The 19,214-nt window shown below is 36.8% G+C and carries 18 protein-coding genes; 13 read left to right on the top strand and 5 right to left on the bottom strand.

Translation table 11 applies throughout. The features are described 5' to 3' along the window. Positions 1–2 precede the first annotated feature (2 nt). From hyfH to M983_RS06285, 10 genes are all read left to right on the top strand, one after another. Complete coding sequence (gene hyfH, locus M983_RS06330) at positions 3–557, top strand: hydrogenase 4 subunit H (RefSeq protein WP_066748766.1); 555 nt, start codon at positions 3–5, stop codon at positions 555–557. Then, a complete protein-coding gene (locus tag M983_RS06325; RefSeq protein WP_066748763.1) occupies positions 554–1,336 on the top strand; it encodes an NADH-quinone oxidoreductase subunit B family protein in 783 nt (260 codons plus the stop codon). The genes hyfH and M983_RS06325 overlap by 4 nt, the downstream gene beginning before the upstream one ends. Beyond that, on the top strand, positions 1,329–1,739 hold the full coding sequence (locus M983_RS06320) for a formate hydrogenlyase maturation HycH family protein (protein WP_066748758.1): 411 nt from the start codon (positions 1,329–1,331) through the stop codon (positions 1,737–1,739). Before M983_RS06325 ends, M983_RS06320 begins: the two co-directional genes overlap by 8 nt. After that, positions 1,736–2,239, top strand: a complete 504-nt coding sequence (gene hycI / locus M983_RS06315; RefSeq protein ID WP_066748757.1) for a hydrogenase maturation peptidase HycI — start codon at positions 1,736–1,738, stop codon at positions 2,237–2,239. Before M983_RS06320 ends, hycI begins: the two co-directional genes overlap by 4 nt. 432 nt (positions 2,240–2,671) lie before the next feature. Beyond that, entirely contained in the window at positions 2,672–3,664 is a 993-nt protein-coding gene (locus M983_RS06310; protein WP_066748756.1) for a glycosyltransferase, read from the top strand. Between the two features lie 386 nt (positions 3,665–4,050). Beyond that, complete coding sequence (locus tag M983_RS06305; RefSeq protein WP_066748753.1) at positions 4,051–5,634, top strand: ABC transporter substrate-binding protein; 1,584 nt, start codon at positions 4,051–4,053, stop codon at positions 5,632–5,634. Further along, complete coding sequence (locus M983_RS06300; protein WP_074388148.1) at positions 5,619–6,602, top strand: ABC transporter permease; 984 nt, start codon at positions 5,619–5,621, stop codon at positions 6,600–6,602. Before M983_RS06305 ends, M983_RS06300 begins: the two co-directional genes overlap by 16 nt. Next, the gene (locus M983_RS06295; protein WP_066748752.1) at positions 6,599–7,411 is read left to right on the top strand and encodes an ABC transporter permease; all 813 of its coding nucleotides are present in this window, start codon (positions 6,599–6,601) and stop codon (positions 7,409–7,411) included. The genes M983_RS06300 and M983_RS06295 overlap by 4 nt, the downstream gene beginning before the upstream one ends. Beyond that, positions 7,405–8,175 (top strand): ATP-binding cassette domain-containing protein, encoded by a 771-nt coding sequence (locus M983_RS06290; RefSeq protein WP_066748750.1) that lies wholly within the window; start codon positions 7,405–7,407, stop codon positions 8,173–8,175. Before M983_RS06295 ends, M983_RS06290 begins: the two co-directional genes overlap by 7 nt. Before the next feature lie 81 nt (positions 8,176–8,256). Further along, the gene (locus M983_RS06285) at positions 8,257–8,883 is read left to right on the top strand and encodes an ATP-binding cassette domain-containing protein (protein WP_066748747.1); all 627 of its coding nucleotides are present in this window, start codon (positions 8,257–8,259) and stop codon (positions 8,881–8,883) included. Between the two features lie 66 nt (positions 8,884–8,949). On the opposite strand, the gene M983_RS18055 is transcribed toward M983_RS06285, so the two are convergent. The 5 genes from M983_RS18055 to M983_RS06265 all read right to left on the bottom strand — a co-directional run bounded on the left by M983_RS18055 (position 8,950) and on the right by M983_RS06265 (position 15,320). After that, entirely contained in the window at positions 8,950–9,831 is an 882-nt protein-coding gene (locus M983_RS18055; protein ID WP_425415184.1) for an autotransporter outer membrane beta-barrel domain-containing protein, read from the bottom strand. 128 nt (positions 9,832–9,959) lie between these two features. Beyond that, positions 9,960–10,361, bottom strand: a complete 402-nt coding sequence (locus M983_RS18050) for a hypothetical protein (protein ID WP_425415183.1) — start codon at positions 10,359–10,361, stop codon at positions 9,960–9,962. Positions 10,362–12,026: 1,665 nt separating this feature from the next. Next, on the bottom strand, positions 12,027–12,905 hold the full coding sequence (locus M983_RS06275; RefSeq protein ID WP_066748745.1) for a YjjW family glycine radical enzyme activase: 879 nt from the start codon (positions 12,903–12,905) through the stop codon (positions 12,027–12,029). Continuing rightward, positions 12,877–14,418, bottom strand: a complete 1,542-nt coding sequence (locus tag M983_RS06270; protein ID WP_066748742.1) for a YjjI family glycine radical enzyme — start codon at positions 14,416–14,418, stop codon at positions 12,877–12,879. Before M983_RS06270 ends, M983_RS06275 begins: the two co-directional genes overlap by 29 nt. 218 nt (positions 14,419–14,636) lie before the next feature. Further along, positions 14,637–15,320, bottom strand: a complete 684-nt coding sequence (locus tag M983_RS06265; RefSeq protein WP_066748740.1) for a YtjB family periplasmic protein — start codon at positions 15,318–15,320, stop codon at positions 14,637–14,639. Between the two features lie 108 nt (positions 15,321–15,428). Here M983_RS06265 and serB point away from each other — a divergent pair, with 108 nt between their 5' ends. From serB to nadR, 3 genes are read left to right on the top strand one after another with little or no spacing between them, the layout of a single operon-like run. Next, positions 15,429–16,406 (top strand): phosphoserine phosphatase, encoded by a 978-nt coding sequence (gene serB / locus M983_RS06260; protein ID WP_066748738.1) that lies wholly within the window; start codon positions 15,429–15,431, stop codon positions 16,404–16,406. Between the two features lie 35 nt (positions 16,407–16,441). Further along, on the top strand, positions 16,442–17,833 hold the full coding sequence (gene radA, locus M983_RS06255) for a DNA repair protein RadA (protein ID WP_066748736.1): 1,392 nt from the start codon (positions 16,442–16,444) through the stop codon (positions 17,831–17,833). Positions 17,834–17,844: 11 nt separating this feature from the next. Then, a complete protein-coding gene (nadR, locus tag M983_RS06250) occupies positions 17,845–19,089 on the top strand; it encodes a multifunctional transcriptional regulator/nicotinamide-nucleotide adenylyltransferase/ribosylnicotinamide kinase NadR (RefSeq protein ID WP_066748733.1) in 1,245 nt (414 codons plus the stop codon). Positions 19,090–19,214 lie beyond the last annotated feature (125 nt).

The following is a 19,214-nucleotide window of genomic DNA, read 5'->3' as shown; positions in this document are numbered from 1 at the left end:
CGATGTTAAAATTGTTTAAAACCATTATAAAAACTGGCGATGCCACAACAAAATATCCTTTTAAACCATTAGATTTACCTGATGGTTTCCGAGGTAAACCTGAATACGATGCAGAACAATGTATTGTCTGTGGAGCATGTACATCAGCCTGTCCTGCAAATGCACTCACCATGGAAACGAATTTAGAAACCGGTGAGCGTCATTGGCAACTATTTTTAGGCCGTTGTATTTATTGTGGTCGCTGTGAAGAAGTCTGCCCAACAAGAGCCATTGTATTATCCGATATGTTTGAAACAGCAGTCACACAAAAATCAGATCTCTATATAAAAGGAACATTTAAATTATTGAACTGTCGTGAATGTCATCAACCTTTTACACCAAGAAAATCGGTTGATTATGCGATGGCATTGCTTGTGCAATCAGGTTGGGATGAAAAGAAAGTTGAATCAATGCGTGCTCAATATGAAACGTGCCCTGAATGTAAACGTAAACATAATTTGTTATCAGATGGTCGTGAAAATGTGAGCATGGGTAATATGGGGAGTACAACAAAATGAGCATACCAGACATTCCCATTAATCATCATGTTAGCAAACCGATTACACTTGATGAGCAGGCTAAAAAGCTAAAACAAACACTGTTAAAAGATATCCAGCGATCAGCTTATGTTTATCGTGTTGACTGCGGTGGTTGCAATGGTTGTGAAATTGAAATCTTCTCTGCCATAACACCAGTATTTGATGCTGAACGTTTTGGGATCAAAGTTGTTGCATCACCTCGTCATGCCGATATTTTATTATTTACTGGCGCTGTAACACGTCAAATGCGGGTACCTGCTTTACGTGCTTATGAATCAGCGCCTGATCCTAAAATTTGTATTTCTTATGGTGCTTGTGGTTGTGGTGGTGGTATTTTCCATGATCTTTACTGTGTATGGGGTGGTAGTGAATCCATAGTGCCTATTGATGTCTGGATCCCAGGTTGCCCACCAACACCCGCAGCGACAATTTACGGTTTTGCGGTTGCTTTAGGATTGCTTGATCAAAAATTAAAAGGGCAATCACATATTGAAACTGAGAATGAACAAGCATCTTTAATCTTACCTTCTATTCCGCTAAATACACGTGTAATGATAGAGCGAGAAGCGAGACGCCTTGCAGGTTACTATCAAGGTAAACAAATCAGTGATCACTTTCTTACATTATTAGAAGATGCGTCGATCGGCGAGATCGGTAATCGGGTTGATACATGGTTACGTCAAGCTAACGATCCTCGTTTATCTGAAATAGTAAAACGACTTGTACATGCATTAAGTCAAGGAGGTGTTTATGCCTGATGACGCTAATGTTTATTTTTGGTCATTAAGACAAAAATTTGTTGATAGTGATGATGATATTCCAGAACAAGCACAGCAAGTGATGTATTACTCGTTAGCGATTGGTCACCATGTTGGCATGATTGATTGCTTAAAGACGGAATTAGTTTGTCCTTTAGATAAATATAAAGCGTGGATTGCATTATTACCAGAAGGTGAAGCGAAGCGTAAAATGCAGGGGTTACTGACATTTGGTGAAATTAACATCAATTCAGAACATACCCACTTATTAGCGTTAGCATTTGATCCTATTCTTAAAAGTGATGATCCTATTTTTCGTGAATGGAGCCAAACATTAATCAATTTATTAGGTGAAATCGTCGTTGAACCCGCGATTTATTTAATCGTAAAGAGAAAACCATGAATAAACCAATCAAAGCGCCAAAAGTGATATTGACCGTTGGTAATAGCATGATGGGGGATGATGGTGCAGGTCCTTTACTAGCCGATTTAATGGAAAAACATCCTATTGAAGGCTGGGTTGTGATTAATGGTGGTAGTGCGCCTGAAAATGTCTCTTATCAAGTCAGAGAGTTAAACCCTGAGTGTGTCGTAATTGTTGATGCTGCTGATATAGGGCTGTTACCGGGTGAAATCAGAGTGATAGATCCTGATTATATTGCTGAAATGTTTATTATGAGCACACACAATATGCCACTTAACTTTCTAATCGATCAGCTAAAAGATGATATTCCCGATATCACTTTTTTAGGTATTCAGCCTGATTTAGTTGGATTTTATTATCCGATGACAGATGCAGTAAAACAGGCTGTAGATAAGGTATATGAAGGCATTAAATCATGGCGGGTTGACTACTTTCCACCACTTGAAGTCTGTGATGAGGATGATATCGAATTATCATAGTTCTCTAAAACTTATCATCATATAAGTTGTATAAAAACATCCGCTATAAGCGGATGTTTTGCTTAATGGGTGATATAAGTGTCGTTAATCGCAATGTATTGATTTAATGTAACCTATATCACTCATTAATTCTTTATAGAGAAGACGATTATTTCGCTCTCGCACTTTTTGTCCTTTCTCTTTTTTTCTCACTGTTAGAATAAACGCGTTCTTAACCCTTCCTTCATCAGAGGGGAATAAAAATTATCTATAATTATTCCTATCAAAGGTCATTTTTATATTCAATCAACTAAAAATGATACTTTTATCACAAATAGCGATTGGCGATAGCAACAAAGGTAAACTTTCTAGGCCAATACATTTGTTATCCTTAAGCTAAATATTAATAGCAAATTTTGCTACTGAGCTAAGTAGAATAAAAAAAGGTTAGTTATGTCTTCTTTTACTCCTAAATTGAGTATTGTGGTGGCTGTTTATAATGGTGATAAGTTTTTATCACAATTTTTCAATTGTTTAGCATCACAAAAGTTAGAAAGCTGGGAACTTATTCTTGTTGATGATGGTTCTAGTGATAATTCTTTAAATATATTATACCAATGGGAACATAAATTTCCTGATGTCACTATTGTGTCACAAGAAAATCAAGGTGTTTCTGTTGCTCGTAATGTCGGGTTTAAAATTGCTAAAGGAAAGTACGTCGCTTTTCCTGATATTGATGATGTGATTTACCCTAAAATGTATCCGCGTTTATTGGAAATTGCTCAAAAGAGTCATTTAGATGTTGCCACCTGTAATGGACGTTATATTTATGATGATGGACGACCTTCTCGGGCAATATTTCCTACTCATCGTCTGCACTCAACAAATGTATTAACAGGCCCCGAATGGCTTAATATTGCATTAGAATCTAAGAAATTTTTGCATGTTACATGGCTAAATATTTATCGTAGAGAGTTTTTATTATCGCATAATTATTATTTTGAACCGGGTTTACATCATCAAGACATTCCTTGGACAACAGAAGTTCTGTTAACTGCAAAACGCGTCCAATATATTGATGAGTGTTATTATGATTACTTTATCCATTCTGGTTCTGTATCACACGTAACTCCTGATGATCGTATTCATGTAAGAACAATACATAACTACATGAGAATCCTTGAAATGCTTGATAGTATTAATCAAAAACATAAAAAAGTAGCAAAAAATATTAATGCTTGTCATTGGCAAATTGCTAAAGAAGGGTTAGGGATTATTCATTCAATTGATAGTATCCAAAGTAATGATATTAAAAAGAAAATAATCAACGAATTTTTTGATCGTGGGATCTGGTCATTAATTTGGCAAAATGCAAAAAATATAAAATTACGTTGGCGATTAGGACGGCGTTATTTTAGATTAAAGAAAATATTAAATACTGAATAATAGAAGGCGCAATTATAATGCGCCTTTTTTAATTTTAATTAGTCATTAAAATTGAAATTAAACTATTTCGTAAAAGTGACAAATTATTTTGTTATATGCTCATCTTTACTAAAGAGTATTCACTATATAACTGATTTATGAGAAGAATAGTGTGGTGTAGATAGAAGTTTGTCATAATCATCGCTATTGCCTAATAAAAGTTTATGTAATATCAATAAAATGTTGAATATTATTAGAGTAATTGAATAAACCATTTTATGATGCAGTAGAATATTTATCTGCATAAAATTACAGTAGATCATAATAACAAACTTTATCTTATTATCCCCTGCATATTAGTAGGCCGATATTAATGAAAAGTCATATTAAAAAATCGGAGATAAGTTATGTCTATTCGGTTTGGTTGGCGACATTCTCTCGTCGCTTTAACCTGTTTCGTCGCACTTAGCGCATCTATGACTGCATCAGCTCAAACATTACAACTCGCTATTGGTGAAGAGCCAACAGAAGGCTTTGATCCAATGTTAGGCTGGAGCCATGGGAGTTATTTATTACTACATAGCCCACTTTTAAAACAAAATGCGGACCTTACTTGGTATAGCAATATGCTAAGTAATTATCAGCCAAGTAATGAAGGAAAAACGTGGAAACTCACGTTAAAACCTAATTTAAAATTTTCAGATGGCTCTCCTTTAACTGCAAAAGATATCGCCTTTACCTATAACAATGCAGCTGCGAGTGGCGGTAAAGTCGATATGGGTAATTTCCTTCACGCTAAAGCAGATGATCCACTTCACGTCACGATAACGTTAAAAGCGCCACAAAGTACGTTTGTAAATGTACTTGGCTCACTAGGGATTGTTTCTGCTGATAAGTACGATGAAAAAACGTACGCACAAAAGCCGATTGGTGCAGGGCCTTATCGTATGGTGAGTTTCCAACCTGGCCAGCAACTTATTGTTGAAGCAAATCCATATTATGCTGGTCAAAAAAATGATTTTGATAAACTCATTTTTGTCTTTCTTGATGAAGATGCGGCATTTTCGGCAGCACAAAGTGGTCAGCTAGGCGTTGTTCGTATTCCACCAGCAACTGCTGCTATCGCTAAAAATCTTCCTAATGTGAAGTTATGGGAAAGAGCAAGCGTTGAAAACCGCGGTATTGTTTTTCCTATGGTGAAATCAGGAGAGAAAAACGCACAAGGTTACGATATTGGTAATGATATCACCGCAGATGTGGCGATTCGTAAAGCAATTAATTATGCCCTTGATCGTAAACTACTTTCAGAACAAGTACTTGATGGTTATGCCATTCCAGCGTATACCGGCGTAAAAGGTTTACCTTGGGATCAACCTGATGCTACGTTTAAAGATGGTGATATTGCAAAAGCAACTCAAATTCTTGAGGATGCAGGCTGGAAGCTTAACAAAAACGGTATTCGTGAAAAAGACGGGTTAGAAGCTAAATTAACGTTATGGTACACCAGCGGAGATGCGACACGTCGTGATTTAGCTGAATCTATTCGTGCTTTAGTTCAGCCTTTAGGTATTCAAATGGATCTTAAATCAGGTAGTTGGGATACTGTAGAGCGCTATATGCATTCTAATCCAACCCTCTTTGGCTGGGGTAGCCTTGATCCTATGGAACTTTATCATCACTACAGCACTAATGCTGCTGGTGTAGGTTATTATAATCCTGGCTATTATAAAAATACTGAAGTTGAAAAACACCTGCAAGCTGCGTTAGATGCGCCAACATGGCAACAAGCCGTACCACATTGGCAAGCAGTTGAATGGGATGGTAAACAAGGTGTTGGCATTAAAGGCGATGCCGCATGGGCTTGGTTAATGAATGTTCAGCATACCTATTTAACCGATCCTTGCGTGGATTTAGGTACAGGCTCACCTGAAATTCATGGCTCATGGTCACTATTAAATAGCGTAGATACTTGGAAGTGGACTTGTCAGTAATACGTCAAAGCGCAGGTTTTATCTTGCGGTTAGTATGCCTGCTGTTGGTCACAACAGCGGGTGTCTTTATTTTATTAAGTTTTTCACCAATTGATCCTATCAAGGCATATATTGGTAGTGATTTATTAAATGTGCCACCTGAGCAATATCCTTTAATTGCGGCTCGTTGGGGAATAGATCAACCATTATGGATGCGGTTTTGGTTTTGGTTTAGTCAAATTATTCAAGGTGATTTTGGTTATTCTATGCTCTATAACATGCCTGTACTTGATGTTATTCGGCAAAGAGCAGGTCCTTCTCTTATCTTATTATCATCAGCATGGCTTTTTTCAGGCATTATTGGTGTTGTGATGGGATTGATGTCAGGGCGTTATTTACATCGCTGGCCTGATAGAATAATTTCAACACTTTCCTATCTGTTAGCTTCTTTACCGACATTTTGGGTTGGCTTATTACTGCTATCACTTTTTTCAGTGACATTACACTGGGCACCTATTTGTTGTGCATGGCCTATAGGGAGTAGTGCGGATACCGCAACTTTAGGCCAACGTGCCTCTCATCTTATCTTACCCATGATTGCATTAGGATTATTAGGAACCGGGAATATTGCATTACATACTCGCGCTAAAGTTGCCGAAGTCATGGGAAGTGAATTTATTCATTTTGCAAAAGCACAAGGTGATAAAGGATGGGCAATGATGTTATTTCATGTTTTACGTCATGCTATTACACCTGCACTTTGTTTACAGTTTGCTTCAATGGGTGAATTACTCGGTGGTTCGCTATTAGCAGAGAAAGTATTTGCTTATCCAGGGTTAGGGCAAGCAACGGTTGATGCTGGGTTACGTGGTGATATTCCGTTACTCATGGGGATTGTTGTGTTTTGTACTATTTTAATTTTTATTGGTAATAGTATTTCTAATTTACTATTACGACGTATTAATAAAGGAATTTTGCGAGACTCATGATTTACGATCCCAATAAACCTTTAATACGACTTTTATGTGTCGCCTTAGCATTAATTGTGCTAGGGGTGTATGGCTTTTCTGTTTCTGATACTGATATTACGATGGATTTTTTAGCTCGTCATCAAGCTCCTTCATTACAATATTGGTTTGGTACTGATAATCTGGGGCGCTCACTGTGGTTACGCTGTTTTCAAGGTATGCTAAGTAGTCTCAATATAGGTGTAACGAGTGCGGTTGTCAGTGGCATTATTGCACTCGTTTTTGCGGGTATTTCTTCTATTAATTCTTACTGTGATTATCTGGTAAGAGGCGTTGTTGATGCGTTATTAGCTTTGCCTCATTTACTACTACTTATTTTAATTTGTTTCACATTGGGTGGTGGTCAGCAGGGTGTAATTTGGGCTGTAGCATTAACACATTGGCCTAAATTAACCTTAATTTTACGTGGTGAAATACAGCGTATTCGTGAAGCGGATTACGTTATCTTATCTAAACGTATTGGAAATTCCTCATTTGATTGTGTGAGAAAACATTATTTACCTATGTTATTACCACAATGGATTATCGGCACATTACTGATGTTTCCACATGCAGTCTTACATAGCGCTGCGCTTAGTTTTCTTGGATTTGGGCAAGCCGCTCATGAACCATCATTAGGTTTATTATTATCAGATGCATTGCGTTATCTCAGTACTGGCGCTTGGTGGATGGTCGTTTTTCCTGGATTAATTTTAATGTGTCTTGTGCTTATCTTTGATCAATTGGCTAAAGCGCTACAACAACTTTGGCTAAGAGGGGCTGGATGTTAAGTTTTGAAAATCTTTCCATTGATATTGCACAATTTCGTTGGTTAGGTAAACGCCATTGGCAACCATTGCTAAAATCGATATCGTTGGATCTCCAACCTGGGAAAATGCTTGCGTTAGTCGGTGGGAGTGGTGAAGGTAAAAGCTTACTATTACAAAGTGCATTAGGGCTTTTACCCGCCAATATGCGTGTTCGTGGAGCAATTAAGCTTGATGGACAGACATTAAGTAAACGAGAACTGAAAGCTTACCGAGGTAATACTTTTTGTTATATTCCTCAAGGAGTGACTGCGCTTAATCCATTGATTTGTGTAGGAGAGCAGTTATCTCGTTCAGCCCGTTTAAGTGGGGCTAAAGTGATGCCCGATGATATTGAGCAACATTTAAAACGTTATCATTTATCTGGTTCGCTCGTGAATACGTATCCTGCAAAACTATCTGGTGGAATGGCAAAGCGGGTGCTGGCCTGCAATGCGACATTGTCTAACGCACACTATATTTTAGCTGATGAAATTACTTCATGGCTTGATGATGAACATGCGTGTTTATTATTAGAGCAATTAAGAACGCTATGCAATCAAGGTAAATCAGTACTTTGGGTGACGCATGATTTAGCGTTAGCAGCACGTTTTGCGGATACAATCGCGGTATTAAATCAAGGCGAAATAAATGAAATTATCCCCGCGATGGGGCTTCACAATGACGAAGGTAGTAAGTGGTTAAAAACACTCTGGAATGCCTTGCCTGAACAACAATTTATCCGCTAAATAAATTAGCGCAAGGTCTATTATTATCCTCTTAAATGTCCTTTTTTATCCACATAATTTGTTATTGTTGGAGTTATCTTTATGCCACTTTTAGCGTTACGACAATTATCGGTTCAGCAGGCGGGTAAAATATTATGGCAAGATCTTACTTTTTCACTTGATGCCGGAGAACGACTAGGTATTTCAGCGCCAAGTGGTACAGGAAAAACGACATTAGGTCGAGTTCTAGCGCAGTGGCAAGCACCGGCTCAAGGTTCAATTCTGGTTAATGACAAACCATTACCTAAAAAAGGGTATTGTCCTATTCAGTTAGTCCCTCAACATCCTGATAAATGCTTTAATCCATTTCGAACAACAGGAGACAGTGTCCGTGATGCTTGGCAACCTGATATTACTTGGCTTGAAAAATTAAGAATAAAATCAGAATGGTTAACACGTAGACCTAATGAACTATCAGGTGGAGAATTGGCGCGTATTGCGTTATTACGCGCGTTAGATCCTCGTACTCAAATACTGATTGCGGACGAAGTGACCGCTCAATTAGATGCACAAATTCAAGCTGATATTTGGCAAGTATTGATAGATGAAAGCCAAAAACGGCCTTTAAGCTTGATTATCTTTAGCCACAATAAAGCACTACTTGAAAAAGTTTCGACTAAAGTTTGGTGGGTCGAACAAGAAAAAGATTTCTCTACTGTATCTTATTAATCCTTTTTACGTGATAAATGGTTCTCTTCCTACTTTTCATTGAGTAGGAAGAGAAGATATCAATCATTAGAAACGATATGTGTAATCCACACCAAATTGCATGTCATGATTACGATAGGTTGTCATTTCCCAGTTTGCTGATGTTTTGATAGAAGAATGTTTATCAAACTGATAAGTCATACCGACATTGGCAAAGGGACGCTGTTTAACGTGCTTTTTCTTATCAGCATAATCAAGATTTTGTTGACCTAAATAATCAATGTGACTACGAAAATCGCGTTGATGCTGTGCTAATTGCCAATACATGCCTGCTTTTGTATTTAAAGTGATTGATTGTGTTAATAGATAATCTAATCCTAAACCGAGTTTAGCAAGAAACGCGTGTTCATTTAACTTTTCATAATGAGCAATAAAATCAACATCTTTTGTTTCACTATAGGCAGAGCGTGATATCTCTTTAAATGTAAGACCGATAAACGGCGTTAGCGTTAATTGAGGTGTTGCTAAGTAAGGGTAATAACCTTGTAACTCGATATGATAACCCGATAGACGAGCATTACCTTTTCCGGCTTCGGTATCCTCTAGTTGAGGTCGTTCTATTGATACTTTGCGGTTTAAATATGCCCCTTTTAGTGATAAATGTAATGCATTATTCGTTAACTCGGTATTCAAGGAAGGGATTAAATCTAGACTAAAACCTAGTAAAGGTAACGCATAACCTTGATATTTATAGCCTTTAGGTAATGAAGAATAGATATCGGTATCAATAGCAAGACCCACTACTAAAGGTATCTTGTTAATATCAATACGATAAGCTCCACTTAATCCAGTTTGGGTTGCATTGGCTTTATGTTGTTGTTGATAGTGCGTAAAACCGCTAATACACGCTTTTTCAGTGCCGACAGAACAAGTTGCAGACGCTAAATAACGTAACTGTCCTTGTTGCATATCCATTATTTTATAGCCATTTTCAGCCATTAATTGCATTGACTTATAGGTGTTTTCGATATCGATTGGTTTACTTACGATAATAGAGGGGATTGGTGCTCTTTCTTCTTTGGCTTTTGTATTAGCGTCTAGTGTAGCTTTTTCATCTGCAATACGTTTAGTTTCAGCTTCTTCTTGGCGTTGTTTTGCTTCATCTGTAATACGTTTAGCTTCAGCTTCTTCTTTGCGCTGTTTTGCTTCCTCTGCAATACGTTTAGCTTCAGCTTCTTCTTGGCGTTGCTTTGCTTCGTCTGCAATACGTTTAGTTTCAGCTTCTTCTTGGCGTTGTTTTGCTTCCTCTGCAATACGTTTAGCCTCGGCTTCTGCTTGGCGTTGTTTTGCTTCATCTGCGATACGTTTAGCCTCGGCTTCTGCTTGGCGTTGTTTTGCTTCGTCTGCAATACGTTTAGCCTCGGCTTCTGCTTGGCGTTGTTTTGCTTCCTCTGCAATACGTTTAGCTTCAGCTTCTTCTTGGCGTTGTTTTGCTTCATCTGCAATACGTTTAGCCTCGGCTTCTGCTTGGCGTTGTTTTGCTTCCTCTGCAATACGTTTAGCTTCAGCTTCTACTTGGCGTTGTTTTGCTTCATCTGCAATACGTTTAGCTTCGGCTTCTGCTTGGCGCTGTTTTTCTTCGTCAGTAAGATAAGCTTTATCTGGGAGATCTTCCTTATTACTTGATTTTATTCTCCATGAAACGAGTTTCCATTCATTACTTCTTTTACTTGCGGCTACACCATAAACGATACTACCGTCACCTGAAATAGATAAAGCTTCAGATTCATCGCCATTTATCAAATTACCAAGTTCATGTGTTTTATTAAACGTTCTTTCATAAATAAAGGCACTTCTTAGATAATGAGCATTAGAGTATTTTTCGCCATCTCTATCTCTTACCTTATTATATTCTGACCAGCCGACAATGAGGTTACCATTATCTGAAATATCGGTAGCCTCAGAATTAAATTTTAGTGAGGAATAACTACTTCTACTAATTAATGTAGGTATATCAGTAATACTATATTCTGATGGTTTGTAGAAAAAAGCTTGACGGTTAAGAACAGATTTATCTTTATCAAAAAATTCATACCATCCTACAAAAATATTATTATCAGAAACAGCATTTATTTTTGATTCTCCTCGTTCCCGATTTGAAATATGCATAACATTCAATGTCTCTTTTTCAACATTGTAAACAAAGCCAATGCGTTGATACTTTGGGAAACCATTTCCTTTGAGGACCGTTCCATATAGATACTTTCCATCTAGAGTTACATTGTTAATTTGTGGTCTTTTATCTATATGTTTATCAATGAAATTTAATTTTTTAAATGCTTCAAATCTTTCTTTTTCACTATTTTTATTTGAATGTTTTTCCATAAACTCATCAAATGAAATAGATTTATTTTCTTTTTTATCATAGATACGATAGAGCATTTTATTATATGGAATATATTGATCGTATTTTTGATTTAGGGCTGGATAGGTTTCAGCATCATAGTCAGAGTAAAAACTGAATCGACCATCTTGTGTTGTGAAAAAATAATCATTTTCATCATAATAAATATTACTTCTATGATTAAATAAAAACGGTTTTCGTAAATATGTATCATAAAGAAATAGAGTTTCTTTATTGGTATCAATATTTATTCCTAGAGCAACAGCATACTGACCATTTTTAGATATTGAAAGGAAGTTAATGTCTTTGAAATTATTAATCTCTAGTGGAATAAAATTAATACCAGAATTATAACTAATAGTATGTTTTTTATCTTCAGAAATAATAACTACAGTAGCATGTTTTGATGTCAATAGAGAAGGTTTATTATTTTCATCTTTTTTTCCATGAAAATTATAATTATTTTTATCTGCATTAATGTATGGGTTATCATATTTTATATATGTATAATATATAGGAGCGATTTTTTTTATTTCATTAATCTGATTAGCATGACTTAATGAGGAATAAACAATTATTGAACTGATGATCGAAATTTTTAGATTTATTTTATCTATAGGCATGGTTTATATTTCATCTCTTATTTGCAGGTTATAGAAGGTTAATAATGAAATATAGTACTGTCAATATAATGGTATGTAATTTAAAAAAATAAAATAAAATGATTAACTCATTTATTATAATAAAATATAAATTATATTTATTTTGTTTGCTGTGAATATATCTCAGGCTTATTTATGGAGTAAATTTTGTTTTTATTTAATTTCTCTTCTAATATATCAATATCTATCATGCTGGCAGCTAGCCAATTTACAGCTTCACCATAAACACCATGTTGATGAAATGCATTAATTCTTATTGGTATAGATTCACCCAATGAATTAATAAACTCAGAAAGTTTTTCTATATTATTTAAATAATCTGTTTTTTCTGGAATAAGTAAAAGACGTAATTCTGAAAGCAAATTATTATTAGCTAACCATTTAATTGATTCTTTAATACGTTTATTACTACGACCTGTTAAATAAATATGTGTTTCTTCACTCCAGCTTTTTAAATCAATCATTGCACCCTCTATATAAGGGGCGATTTTTTGCCACCCTTGAATAGGCAACGTACCATTACTATCAATAAGACAAGTAAGATGTTTAAGCTCCGGTGTTGCTTTTATTGCTTTAAAATAATCGATAAGAAAGGGGAGTTGTAATGTTGATTCACCACCGCTAACGGTAATACCATTAATAAAAGGGGCATATTTTAGGGTAATCGTTATTAGTTCATCAACAGTATAGGTTAATGTCATCGGGCTAGATTGACGAGGACAATGCTGAATACAGGTATCACATTGTTCGCAATTAGCACTATTCCAGCTAATGACACCATTTTGTAATGATAGCGCTTGTTGAGGACAAGTAGGAATGCAGCCACCGCAATTATCACAAATCCCTATCGTGTAAGGATTATGACAATTTTTACAGCGTAGATTACACCCTTGCAGAAAGATGGCTAGGCGATTGCCTGGGCCATCAACACAAGAGAAAGGGAGTATCTTATTTATCGAAGCGCATCTGTTGTTCATGGCTTATTACTCGCGGTTTACGCTCAGCAATATGACAGTTTGTTGTCGCTTCATCACCTAACCACGTGGTATTGAGGCGAGAACCTTCTTCTTTGTATTTTTTCAAATCCGATAAACGCACCATATATCCTGTAACACGCACTAAATCATTGCCACCCACATTCGCGGAAAATTCTCTTAGTCCAGAAGAAAATGCACCAAGGCAGAGTTGCATTAAAGCGTCAGGGTTTTGTTTTACGGTTTCATCCACGGTTAAAATATCGCTTATACCTGATGTGTAAAAAGCGTGATGAGGAGCAACAGTGATTAAATGCGTGACAGGATCAGGCTCTTTGCCATAAGGAATTCGTGTTGCTGGTGTGGTGCCAATATCAGAACTAATACCTGATTGTGCATGTAACATGGCTCGATGCTTCCAACCATATTTTACCGGTGTATCAGCGACAAATTGTGCTAATTTTTCGCTGATCATATAGCTAAGTTTGTTGGCAGATTCATTATCACCAAAAGTAGCCTGCTTGCCTTCTTTTTCTAATAATAATGTCACTGCTTCTGCCATGGCATAAATACCAAACATAGGCGCAAAACGATCTGGTGAGATTAATCCTTCTTCGGCTAAAAAGCTTTGTTGGAAAAAATGAGATTTTTCATAGAGAAATTCACAACGGGCATTGATTATCTCTATTTGTTTTTCCATATAATAGGGTAATACGTTTTCAAGAAAATCTTGGCTATTTTGGCTACGTTTAGCCACTTCTTTTAGGTTAATACGCACTAAAGTACTACCACCACCACTTTGTGGTAATGAGTTATAACAACTGACAATGCCATATTCATCTTTACCAAAGACGCTATCTTGTAATACACCATTAGCAATATGGGGTTTGCTACTATGACAAATATTGTTTATCGCTTGCTTCAATAGGGATGTCGGCGTTGTACCCTCGTTATAAATAAAGGTGAGATTAGGGGCAACTTGTTGCAGTTCAACATCAATTTTTAGAATTAACCGTGTGATAACACTATCTTCAGGGCCGATATTGGCATGCATAAACGCATCAGGTAATGTTCTATCTAAATAGCGCCAGAATCGTTTTAATTTAGGATAAAGCTGTTCTTCTGTTAGTTTGCCGACATAAGGTAGTAAAATCTTATCAAGACGACCTAAATAAACAGGCATTGACGTAACTGAAGGAACATGGTGATAAAGAATCGTTAGCATATTAAGAGCATCATCAAAATCTTCAGCAGGTTCTAATTCAAGATATTGAGAGCCTTGTGCTAAGAATCGAGCATAATCAGGAAGCACATAACGTGGTTTATAAGGCGCATGACCTTCATACATATCACAAATTACACGCTCTTCTAATGCTTGATTCGCTTCTTGAGATAGCGCGGGATAAGGCAACATATTTTCTGCTTCTAATGCAAGAAAATGACGTTTTTGTTCAGGGGAGAGCGTTGAGTTTTCTACGATTTGTTGACAGCGTTGAATAACAGATTGTTCAGCCATAACCACCTCAAGCATAAAGAGCAATTAAATAGACATAATTACGCTTAGGTTAATGAAATAGCTAATATTTACTGTGATATTAAGCAAAGCCCATATAAATATAATGGATTTATAGCACAAAAACGCATTTTATTAAGGAAAATATTAAAAAATGAGTGAAGTAGGATAATTCTTCACTCATTTTTATTCTTTAATTTCGAGCGATTAGCAATATATGGTTATTCGTTTTTATCTTTTTTTATCTCATCATCTTTGTTTTGCTCTTCATCTTCTGTTTCTGTGCGTGTTGGCAAATTTGCGGTTAATAAATAAGGCGATTGCTGCCAATGAACAGGTGTGAGTTGTAATAGATTATGAGAAAGTAAAAAGCCAATGGCTAAAGCGACTAACAGCATGACGCGCAGTAAGTTTGTGGTGTTATCAACTTGGCTTGATTCTGTAATTAACTGATGGGTATCAAGCGTCAATCTTAGAAAGCCTTTAGGTTTATCATCACCAGGAATCGGCACAACAAGTTGGTGATTAAAGGAACCACCACTTTTTTGACCCTCTAGCGCTAATCGTTCTTTAACAGTAACATTTTCTCCACTATGCGCAATTTGTGTGCCATCTTCTAGATAAAGGCTCGCATCAAGCACCCGACTATCATGAGTCAGGTGATTTAAATTAGCTATAACAAGAGGATTTACGTTATCTTTGCTACTGCCATCCATATAATTGGAAAGCGAAAACGCCACTTGTTCTGCCAATGTTTTGGCAAGTTCTTCAAACTGAGTGATACGTGCATGTTGATTTGCTCGACTAAAATAAGAAGCACCTTGCATTAGAAAGGCCAATAAAGCGATACAAATCAGTATAATTGCTGTTTTTTGTAGTTTGAATTTTAGTTTGTCTTTAAGCATGTTCATCCTTTTGCGTAAGCAAGTATGTGCATGTTGCCAGATGAATTACAGATAAAATAGGCTGAATAATAATTATTTTGTTCAGACAGGGAAAACAGGAGAATAAGTATGTCAAATAGTCTGACCTATTGCTATCTACCGGATGAAATCCGTAAATGGCCAGGTCTGCCATTATCCCTTAGTGGCGAAGAGGTAATGCCATTAGATTATCGAGCAGGTGATAGTGGTTGGTTACTTTATGGTCGAGAGCTTGATAAAAAAAGAATTAGCGAATTCCAACATAAATTAGGTGCCGCCATTGTTGTGGTTTCTTCATGGCGTATTGATGATTATCAAGTGGTACGTATTGCAGGAAGCTTAACACGCCGTATTCGTCGTTTATCTGATGAATGTGGTTTAGATGTCGTGCCACTAGGTAATATACCTCGTTTGCGCTCTCCTGGGCTTTTAGTGATGGATATGGATTCCACAGCCATTCAAATTGAGTGTATTGATGAAATCGCAAGATTAGCGGGTGTTGGCGATAAAGTTGCAGAGATAACTGAGCGAGCGATGCAAGGTGATATGGATTTTAGCGAAAGCCTAAAGTTGCGTGTCGCAGAGCTAAAAGGGGCTGATGCTAGTATTTTACAAGAGGTAATGGATACATTACCGCTGATGCCGGGTTTAACGAGTTTAGTGAGAAAATTACAAGCAATGGATTGGCAAATCGCCATTGCATCTGGTGGATTTACCTTCTTTGCTGACAATCTAAAACAAAAGTTACGTTTGGTTGCCGCTATCGCCAATAAATTAGAAATTAAAGATGGCAAACTAACAGGAAAAGTACAAGGCACTATTGTTGATGCAAAACATAAAGCACATACCTTAGTACATTTAGCCAAAGATTTAGATATTCCAATAGAACAAACCATTGCAATTGGTGATGGTGCTAATGATTTAAAAATGCTGAGAAAAGCAGGATTAGGTATTGCTTATCATGCAAAACCGAAAGTTTATGCTCAGTCTAAAGTGGCAATTCGTCATGCTGATTTAATGGGTGTGATGTGTATTTTAAGTGGTGGATTGAAACATGAAGAACGTTAAGATTTTCATGTGTGATTCATAATGAGGAGATAAGCGTGGCAAAAGCAGCTAAAAGAGCCTTTGTATGTAATGAATGTGGTGCAGACTATCCTCGCTGGCAAGGCCAATGTTCTGCGTGTCATGCGTGGAATACGATAACAGAAGTCCGCCTTGCCTCTACCTCATCTTCTCGTAATGAGCGTTTTAGTGGATTTGCGGGTGATGCTAAAGGTGTTAGTCGTGTTCAAAAACTGTCTGACATTAGCCTAGAAGCATTACCACGATTTTCAACAGGATTTAAAGAGTTTGATCGCGTATTGGGTGGTGGTGTTGTACCGGGAAGTGCCATATTAATAGGCGGAAATCCTGGTGCAGGTAAAAGTACGTTATTACTGCAAACGATGTGTCGATTAGCGACAGAAATGAAAACCTTGTATGTCACGGGTGAAGAATCATTACAACAAGTCGCAATGCGTGCACACCGTTTAGGATTACCGACAACAGATTTAAATATGTTGTCAGAAACCAGTATCGAACAAATCTGTTTAATTGCATCACAAGAAAACCCTAAATTAATGGTGATTGACTCTATTCAAGTGATGCATATGGCAGATATTCAATCGTCGCCAGGTAGTGTAGCGCAAGTGCGTGAAACCGCAGCATATTTAACGCGTTTTGCGAAAACCAATGATATCGCCATTATTATGGTAGGTCATGTTACTAAAGATGGCACTCTAGCAGGACCTAAGGTTTTAGAGCACTGCATTGACTGCTCTGTCATGCTTGATGGTGAAACAGACTCCCGTTTTCGTACTTTACGTAGCCATAAAAACCGTTTTGGAGCAGTAAATGAGCTTGGTGTATTTGCGATGACAGAACAAGGATTGCGAGAAGTGAGTAACCCTTCCGCTATTTTCTTAAGTCGAGGTGATGAAGTAACCTCAGGTAGTTCTGTTATGGTAGTATGGGAAGGTACAAGACCATTACTTGTTGAAATTCAAGCATTAGTCGATCATTCTATGCTCTCAAATCCACGTCGTGTTGCTGTTGGATTAGAGCAAAATAGGCTGGCGATATTATTAGCGGTATTGCATCGCCATGGTGGACTGCAAATGTCTGACCAGGATGTGTTTGTTAATGTTGTTGGTGGCGTTAAAGTGACTGAAACCAGTGCAGATTTAGCACTGTTATTATCATTAGTTTCTAGTTTTCGTAATCGTCCTTTACCTCGTGATTTAGTCATTTTTGGTGAGGTTGGCTTAGCCGGTGAAATAAGACCAGTACCTAGTGGGCAAGAACGTATTTCTGAGGCTGCTAAGCATGGATTTAAACGCGCTATCGTTCCTAGTGCAAATATGCCAAAGAAAAATCCACCTGATATGAAAGTGTATGGTGTGAAGAAGTTATCTGATGCGTTATCTGTTCTTGATGATTTAGATGAGAGCTAAAGGAGCAAACAATGGGATCTTTTGATTATATCAAGCAAGCTATCAAAAAAAATGGCTATACCTTACAGCAAGTTGCTGACGAAAGTAATATGACAAAGGGGTATCTTAGCCAACTTATTAATAATAAAATCAAGAGTCCCAGTGCTCAAAAAATGTCTGCATTACATCATTTTTTAGGCTTAGAATATCCCGTCAAAAAAAGAACGATTGGGGTTATTTTTGGTAAGTTTTATCCTCTTCACACTGGGCATATTTATTTAATTCAAAGAGCGTGTAGCCAAGTCGACGAATTACACGTGATCCTGTGTCATGATGATCCTCGTGATAAAGAGTTATTTATCAATAGTGCCATGTCACAACAGCCAACTGTCAGCGATAGATTGCGTTGGTTACTTCAAACCTTTAAATATCAAAAAAATATTCATATTCATGAATTTGATGAAAACGGTATTGAACCTCAACCTGATGGATGGGAAATTTGGAGTGAAGGCATTAAATCCTTTTTGAATGAAAAACAAATAGTCCCTGATTTTATTTATACCAGTGAAAGTGATGATGCTGAACAATATAAAATATTTTTAGAAACGGAAACGGTATTAATTGATCCTGAACGCTCATTTATGAATATTAGCGGTCGGCAAATTCGCCAAGCGCCTTTTAAATATTGGGAATATATTCCAACAGAAGTAAAGCCTTTTTTTGTGCGTACTGTTGCTATTCTAGGTGGGGAATCTAGTGGTAAATCAACGCTAGTGAATAAATTAGCCAATATTTTTAATACTACCAGCGCATGGGAATATGGGCGTGATTATGTTTTCTCTCACCTAGGTGGTGATGAAATGGCGTTACAATATTCTGATTACGATAAGATTGCATTAGGTCACGCTCAATATATTGATTTCTCAGTTAAATATGCCAATAAAGTTGCTTTTATTGATACTGATTTTGTGACTACTCAGGCTTTTTGTTTACGATATGAAGGTAAAGAACATCCCTTTGTTCAAGCACTTATCGATGAATATCGTTTTGATTTAGTCATTTTATTAGAAAATAACACCCCATGGGTGGCAGATGGCTTGCGTAGTTTAGGCACAGATAAAGAGCGCCGCCGTTTTCAAACATTATTAATGGAAATGTTGGATAAAAATCATATTGAATATATTAAAGTTGATTCACCTGATTATGACGAACGTTTTCTTTGTTGTGTTGAATTAGTCAGGGAATTACTAATGATGCAATCACCACATATTGAGTAATTGAATCAGAATAATATCGAATATCTTTTAATGATAAAAAGCATGCATCATAAATGTATGCTCTTTTTATTTTATATAAAAAGTTAAATTATTTTATTTATGTCAGTGTTAAAAGCTCATATCTT

This window comes from Proteus myxofaciens ATCC 19692, from assembly GCF_001654855.1.
GTDB classification, from domain to species: domain Bacteria; phylum Pseudomonadota; class Gammaproteobacteria; order Enterobacterales; family Enterobacteriaceae; genus Proteus; species Proteus myxofaciens.
The sequence above is the reverse complement of the archived record's forward strand: the minus strand, read 5'-3'. Positions and strand labels throughout refer to the sequence as shown.

What these genes read in the sequence shown, in the direction of transcription:
- hyfH (WP_066748766.1), top strand. Translation starts at nt 3, where the DNA reads ATGTTAAAATTGTTTAAAACCATTATAAAAACTGGCGATGCCACAACA.
- M983_RS06325 (WP_066748763.1), top strand. Translation starts at nt 554, where the DNA reads ATGAGCATACCAGACATTCCCATTAATCATCATGTTAGCAAACCGATT.
- M983_RS06320 (WP_066748758.1), top strand. Translation starts at nt 1,329, where the DNA reads ATGCCTGATGACGCTAATGTTTATTTTTGGTCATTAAGACAAAAATTT.
- hycI (WP_066748757.1), top strand. Translation starts at nt 1,736, where the DNA reads ATGAATAAACCAATCAAAGCGCCAAAAGTGATATTGACCGTTGGTAAT.
- M983_RS06310 (WP_066748756.1), top strand. Translation starts at nt 2,672, where the DNA reads ATGTCTTCTTTTACTCCTAAATTGAGTATTGTGGTGGCTGTTTATAAT.
- M983_RS06305 (WP_066748753.1), top strand. Translation starts at nt 4,051, where the DNA reads ATGTCTATTCGGTTTGGTTGGCGACATTCTCTCGTCGCTTTAACCTGT.
- M983_RS06295 (WP_066748752.1), top strand. Translation starts at nt 6,599, where the DNA reads ATGATTTACGATCCCAATAAACCTTTAATACGACTTTTATGTGTCGCC.
- M983_RS06290 (WP_066748750.1), top strand. Translation starts at nt 7,405, where the DNA reads ATGTTAAGTTTTGAAAATCTTTCCATTGATATTGCACAATTTCGTTGG.
- M983_RS06285 (WP_066748747.1), top strand. Translation starts at nt 8,257, where the DNA reads ATGCCACTTTTAGCGTTACGACAATTATCGGTTCAGCAGGCGGGTAAA.
- M983_RS18055 (WP_425415184.1), bottom strand. Translation starts at nt 9,831, where the DNA reads ATGCAACAAGGACAGTTACGTTATTTAGCGTCTGCAACTTGTTCTGTC.
- M983_RS18050 (WP_425415183.1), bottom strand. Translation starts at nt 10,361, where the DNA reads ATGAAGCAAAACAACGCCAAGAAGAAGCTGAAGCTAAACGTATTGCAG.
- M983_RS06275 (WP_066748745.1), bottom strand. Translation starts at nt 12,905, where the DNA reads ATGAACAACAGATGCGCTTCGATAAATAAGATACTCCCTTTCTCTTGT.
- M983_RS06270 (WP_066748742.1), bottom strand. Translation starts at nt 14,418, where the DNA reads ATGGCTGAACAATCTGTTATTCAACGCTGTCAACAAATCGTAGAAAAC.
- M983_RS06265 (WP_066748740.1), bottom strand. Translation starts at nt 15,320, where the DNA reads ATGCTTAAAGACAAACTAAAATTCAAACTACAAAAAACAGCAATTATA.
- serB (WP_066748738.1), top strand. Translation starts at nt 15,429, where the DNA reads ATGTCAAATAGTCTGACCTATTGCTATCTACCGGATGAAATCCGTAAA.
- nadR (WP_066748733.1), top strand. Translation starts at nt 17,845, where the DNA reads ATGGGATCTTTTGATTATATCAAGCAAGCTATCAAAAAAAATGGCTAT.